This is a genomic window from Streptomyces sp. McG3, from assembly GCF_018619185.1.
Classification (GTDB): Bacteria; Actinomycetota; Actinomycetes; order Streptomycetales; family Streptomycetaceae; genus Streptomyces.
Genome location: NZ_JAAXYC010000415.1, coordinates 1 through 5,691, shown reverse-complemented (window position 1 = coordinate 5,691; position 5,691 = coordinate 1). Strand labels below are relative to the sequence as shown.

At 64.6% G+C, this 5,691-nt stretch carries 5 protein-coding genes; 4 read left to right on the top strand and 1 reads right to left on the bottom strand.

What is annotated here, in order from left to right:
- Window positions 1-14 precede the first annotated feature (14 nt).
- From HET64_RS35800 to HET64_RS35785, 4 genes are all read left to right on the top strand, one after another.
- Window positions 15-3,674 (top strand): YwqJ-related putative deaminase, encoded by a 3,660-nt coding sequence (locus HET64_RS35800; RefSeq protein WP_215111414.1) that lies wholly within the window; start codon window positions 15-17, stop codon window positions 3,672-3,674.
- Window positions 3,675-3,723: 49 nt separating this feature from the next.
- Window positions 3,724-4,200 carry an SUKH-3 domain-containing protein gene (locus HET64_RS35795; protein ID WP_215111413.1) on the top strand — a complete coding sequence of 159 codons (477 nt, stop codon included), beginning with the start codon at window positions 3,724-3,726 and terminating at the stop codon, window positions 4,198-4,200.
- A gap of 97 nt (window positions 4,201-4,297) precedes the next feature.
- The gene (locus HET64_RS35790; RefSeq protein WP_215111412.1) at window positions 4,298-4,579 is read left to right on the top strand and encodes a hypothetical protein; all 282 of its coding nucleotides are present in this window, start codon (window positions 4,298-4,300) and stop codon (window positions 4,577-4,579) included.
- Window positions 4,579-4,977, top strand: coding sequence for a DNA-binding protein (locus HET64_RS35785; RefSeq protein WP_215111411.1), 399 nt, complete (start codon window positions 4,579-4,581; stop codon window positions 4,975-4,977). Before HET64_RS35790 ends, HET64_RS35785 begins: the two co-directional genes overlap by 1 nt.
- Window positions 4,978-5,018: 41 nt before the next feature.
- On the opposite strand, the gene HET64_RS35780 is transcribed toward HET64_RS35785, so the two are convergent.
- Window positions 5,019-5,691, bottom strand: a 673-nt coding sequence (locus tag HET64_RS35780; protein WP_215111410.1) for an ATP-binding protein, incomplete at its 5' end; no start/stop codon positions are given.

Below are 5,691 nucleotides of genomic sequence, written 5' to 3'. Positions count from 1 at the left end.
GGGCGGGAGGGCGGATGAAGGCGGTTCCGGAAAAGCCTTCCGCGGCGCCACCGCAGCACGACGCCGTACGCGCTTCCCATCACGACGCCGTACACGCCCCGGACCTCGACACTTCCGCAGCGACTCCGGACCTCGGCACCACTACAGCGACTCCGGACCTCGGCACCACTACAGCGACTCCGGACCTGGGCACCACCACAGCGGCTCCGGATCTCGAACTCGCCGCAGCCGCTCCGGACCTCGGGCTCTCCCACCTCTCCCGCCTCTCCCACTCCGCAGCACCGCCGGCGGAGCGAACGACCGCGTCCCCGCCCCCCGACCGCCGCTCCATCCAAAGGCTCCAGCGCATGGCGGGGAACGGGGCGGTGTCGCGGATGGTCGCCCAGCGGTACACGGCGCCGGTGAAGCCGCCCCCGGCGCAGTCGGCGCGCTTCCGCAGCGTGAAGGCCGATGTGGCGGGGAAGAAGACCCGGCTCGCCGCGCATGCCCCGGCGGCGAGTGAGTCGAAGGCCTCGCAGGACGCGGCGGTGGCCCCGCCGGACGACAAGGAGGCCCAGGGCAAGGCGGCGAACGCCGAGAAGATGAACGCGGCGAAGCCCGGGGAGTTCGACAAGAAGGCGTTCATCGACGCGGTGAACAAGGCGATCGACTCCCAGGCCCCCAAGAACCTCGACGAGGCCGACAAGTTCGCCAAGTCCGGCAAGGCGGACCAGGTCAAGGCCGAGGTCGACGGCAAGGTCACCGACGGCAAGGAGTCGTCGGCCAAGGACATCGACACCGCCACCAAGGCCCCGCCCGACACCTCGGCCGCCAAGGACAAGGACGTCACCCCGCTCACCCCGGACGAGGCACCGGGCAACCCGGGTGCGCCCTCCGCGACGGACGCGGTCCCCGAGAAGCAGCCCGCGGCCGTCACGGACTTCTCCGAAGGGCCGGCCGGGAACGACAAGGCGATGGCGGACGCCGAGGTCACCGAGGAACAGCTGGCCAAGGGCAACGAGCCGGAGTTCAACGAGGCCCTGTCGGCGAAGAAGACGTCGGAGGCGGACGCGGCGAAGGCACCCGCGAAGGGGAAGGCGGCGGAGGACCAGCAGCTCTCCACCGCCCAACAGAACGCGGCGGCCTCCGGGGCCCAGGCGATGGCGGGCCTCACCTCCACCCGCGCCGCCGCCGGCAAACAGGTCGACGGCGGCAAGAACGACACGAAGTCGAAGGACGAGAAGAAGCGCGCCGAGGTCACGGCGAAACTCCAGAAGGTCTACGACGGCACGAAGAAGGACGTCGAGGACACCCTGTCCGGCCTGGACAAGAAGGTGGACTCGGCGTTCACATCCGGCGAGAAGTCGGCGCGGGACGCGTTCACGGCCGACCACAAGAGCCGGATGAAGAAGTACAAGGACAAGCGCTACTCGGGCCTCATGGGCAAGGGCCGCTGGATCAAGGACAAGTTCGCCGGCCTGCCGAAGGCGGCGAACGACCTCTACCAGGAGTCCCGCAAGCTCTACGTCTCCCGTATGCAGACGGTCATCTCCTCCGTCGCCGACATCATCGGCGCCGAACTCGGCAAGGCGAAGGCCCGCATAGCCAAGGGCCGCACGGAGCTGAAGGCCGAGGTCGACAGACTCCCCGCCGACCTGAAGCAGTTCGGCGAGGACGCGGCGAAGGACTTCGCGGGCAAGTTCGACGACCTGGAAGCCACGGTCAACGAGAAGTCGGAACAGCTGGTCCAGGACCTGGCCCAGAAGTACACCGCCGCCCTCAACAAGATCGACGAGGAGATCAAGAAGCTCCAGGAAGCCAACAAGGGCCTGATCGACAAGGCGAAGGACGCCATCGTCGGCGTCATCAAGACGATCAACGAGCTGAAGAACCTGCTCCTGGGCATCCTCGCCAAGGCCGCCTCCGCGATCATGAAGATCATCAAGGACCCGATCGGGTTCCTGGGCAACCTGGTGAAAGCGGTCGGCGCGGGCCTGAACCTCTTCATCACCAACATCGCCGACCACCTGAAGACCGGCGTCGTCTCCTGGCTGCTGGGCACAGCGGTGAAGGCCGGCCTCGATCTCCCGGCCCGCTTCGACCTCAAGGGCATCATCCAGCTCATCGGCTCGATGCTCGGCCTGACCTGGGACAACATCCGCACCCGCGTCACCCGCAAGGGCGTCCCCGACGAAGCGATGAGCGCGGTCGAAACCTCGGTCCCGGTGGCGAAGAACCTCGCCGCCGAAGGCCCGGCGGGCGCGGTCAAGGAAATCCAGGCGGAAACGGGCGACCTCAAGGCCACCATCCTCGGCAAGCTGACGACCTACCTGATCCCCACCGTCCTCATCGCGGGCATCACCTGGATCATCTCCCTGCTCAACCCCGCCTCCGCGTTCGTCCGAGCGGTCAAGGGAATCATCGACATCGTCACGTTCATCGTGACGCAGGGCGCCCAGATCGCGGACTTCGTCAACGCGGTCCTGGACGCGGTCATCGCCATCGCCAACGGCGGCCAGGCCGGCGTCCCCAAACTCATCGAAGCCGCCCTCGCATCGAGCGTCCCTCTCCTGATCGGCTTCCTCGCCGCCCTGCTGGGCATCGGCGGCCTCGCCAACAAGGTCAAGTCGGTCTTCCAGTCGGTGTCACGACCGGTGACCCGGGCGATCGACAAGATCGTCGACTTCATCGCCAGGAAGGGCAAGGCGCTCTGGAACAAGCGCAAGGACCCCGGAAAGGGAAACCAGAAATCAAAGGAGCGTCAGCTCGATCTGGCCCTTGCTGAAGCCGAGTCCCATCTGGGGGACCTGAAAGGAAAGCCGACAACAAAAGAGATCGTGCAGGGCCTGCTCAATCCGATCAGGAGAAAATACGGCCTCCTTCGTCTCGACGCCCAGCAGTCGGGCGACAAGTGGCGCGTCCTGGGGAAGATAAACCCCTTCCGGACGATAGACCCGGACCTGCCGGTAGGTCGATCCATCGGAACGACGGCACTGGGAACCGAGAGCGACAGGCTGAGCACCATGGAACGCATCAAAGAGAAGTACAGGAAACAATTGGAGAAGGCACATTTCACGCGAAGCAGAATACTGACAGCGAGCGACAGGGAAGCAATTGAAAAGAAAGCGGCAGAAGACGCCGAGAAAGAATTCAGGAGCACTTACGGTCGATACTCCATTCCCGCCGTGCGGGCCCGCGAACTCCCTCGGTCACCTTCGGACGAGCAGATCGAAAGGACTGCAAAAAAGATAGTGCGACTGGCCAATAAGCTGGCCAACGAGATGATCAAGGCAAGGAAACGGGGAAAGATTCCGGACATCGATCGTCAAGTAACGGTTGCCATGTACTTCAAGGGGGAAGTGTACATTCACAGCAGCATGCGTTCGTCAATACCTCCCAACGTCCATCCGGTACTCGCAAAGGTCCTGGACGAGATCAAACGGAACGGAAGGGGCGCAATGGGGACAGGGCACGGGCGATGCGGGGAGACCGCCATCATCTCCGACCTACTCTGGGCGAATAACGTCGAGACACTCGAAGAGGCACAGGCATTATTCACGTCCACACCGACCTTATCAACGGCGAAAATCATTGAGCAGAGCCTCAAAAATAAATCTCGATACACCATAACTTACATCAAGCCGTGCAGGACCTGCCGGAAAGTTCTCCCAGAATTCGGAATTCGCGACTTTTAATACGCATCGAAAGCGGAAGATTCGGAAGCCGACCCAGATTGAGGTGAGCATGGATATCTCGCCGGAAGCTCAGAACATCCTGAGCGCATCGGGATGGAATCTCGAAGGTTTCGACGAAAAGCTTGCCGAAAAATTGGTGAGGCAACTTCATAAAGCTCAGCGCCGACGCCGGGATGCAGTCACCGAAGCCTTCCCTGAAGCCATGAACGCTCTCGCATCCTACGGTGGTATCGTCATTCCGGACCGGGGAGCTGGAATTACCGCTTACCGCGATGGCTTTAATCTGATCCCTGTAGAAGGCTTGACATCCGAGACGGCACTTCAAGAGCTTCGTCAACTGACAGCTGGAAAGGAACGCTTTTTCCCCATCGGGGCAATTCCAGACATACACGGAAAGCTACTGATCGGAAATCGCGGAAGAATTGTCATGTACGGACCAAATGGATACTTCCTCATGGGGGACGACATGAACGAAGCGCTCAACAACCTGATCGCCGGAGTTGAGCCGGGTGTCTTCTTCGGGTAAACGCCGGGTCGTACACGCTCGGCCGACAGCCACTCCGGGCCGCTCATGCCAGGACCCGCGCCGCCAGATCTACTAGAGAAGCTATTAGACTGATCCCATGAGTGACGAAGCTGTCTACGGGCCCGGTGAAGGCCCCACCGCGAACGTCTCCGTCAGCCTGCACTCCGGCAACATCGCCGCCGTCCGCGCGCGGGTAGGGAAGCGGGGGTTCTCCGCCTATGTGGACGCCGCCGTGCAGCGGCAGATCGAGCGGGACAACCTCGCCGAACTGACCGCCGCCCACGAGGCGGAGCACGGAGAGTTCAGCCAGGCGGAGATCGACGCCGCCCGTGCCCTGCTGCGCGGAGACGCCGACGGCGGCATGGGGAGCGCGGCTTGATGAGCCGGCCGGGCACCCTCGTCCTGGACAGCGAAGGGCTGTCGAAGGTGGTCGCCGACGACCGCCGGGTCATGGCCCTGGTGCGCGGGGCCGAGCAGGAGGACATGCGGGTCGTGACCAGCATCCTCACCCTCATCGAGGCACACCACGCACGGGTGAACTCAGCCCGCTTCAACTGGGCCGTGTCCCGGCTGAACGTGGAACCGGTCACCGAGGAGATCGGGCGTACGGCGATGGCCCTGCTCGTCGATGCGGGCCTTCACGGGCACAAGTACGCCATCGACTCCGTGGTTGCCGCCACCGCGCTCCACGCTCCGAAGCCGGCCGTGATCCTGACCTCCGATCCCGAGGACCTGACCATGCTCTGCGGCGACCGCGTGCGCGTCGTCAAGGTCTGATCCCAGCCCTCGGGGCCGCCCCGCTCACCGGTCCCCGGCCATCAGGTCACCAGCCCCAGATACGGCCCGAACTCCGACGCAAGCGTCAGCCGCCCCAGCTTCTGGTACTCCCGCTGGATCGCGTGGATCACCGTCTCCATCGTCACCGCGCCCCCCGTGTCCGCCGCCAGGTACGCCGAAGTCACGGCGATCGAGCGGATGTTGCCGCCCGCCAGCTCGAAGTTCTCGGCGCAGAAGGGCAGGTCCAGGTCCGTGCCGCGCGGGAGGGTCGGGCCCAGGCAGCGGTCCCAGAGGCGCAGGCGTTGTTCGGGGTCCGGGACCGGGAAGTCGATGACCAGGTCCAGGCGGCGGGTGAAGGCGTCGTCCAGGTTGGCGCGGAGGTTGGTGGCGAGGATGGCCAGGCCGTCGAAGGACTCCATGCGTTGCAGGAGGTACGCGCTCTCCACGTTGGCGTAGCGGTCGTGCGCGTCCTTCACGTCCGAGCGTTTCCCGAAGATCGCGTCCGCCTCGTCGAAGAGGAGCACGCCGTTCACACCCGCCGCCTCCGTGAAGATCCGCTCCAGGTTCTTCTCCGTCTCGCCCACGTACTTGTCGATCACCGTCGCCAGGTCGACCGTGTACAGGTCGAGCCCCAGGTCCGCGGCGATCACCTCCGCCGACATCGTCTTGCCCGTGCCGGAGTCGCCCGCGAACAGCGCCGACACTCCCCGGCCC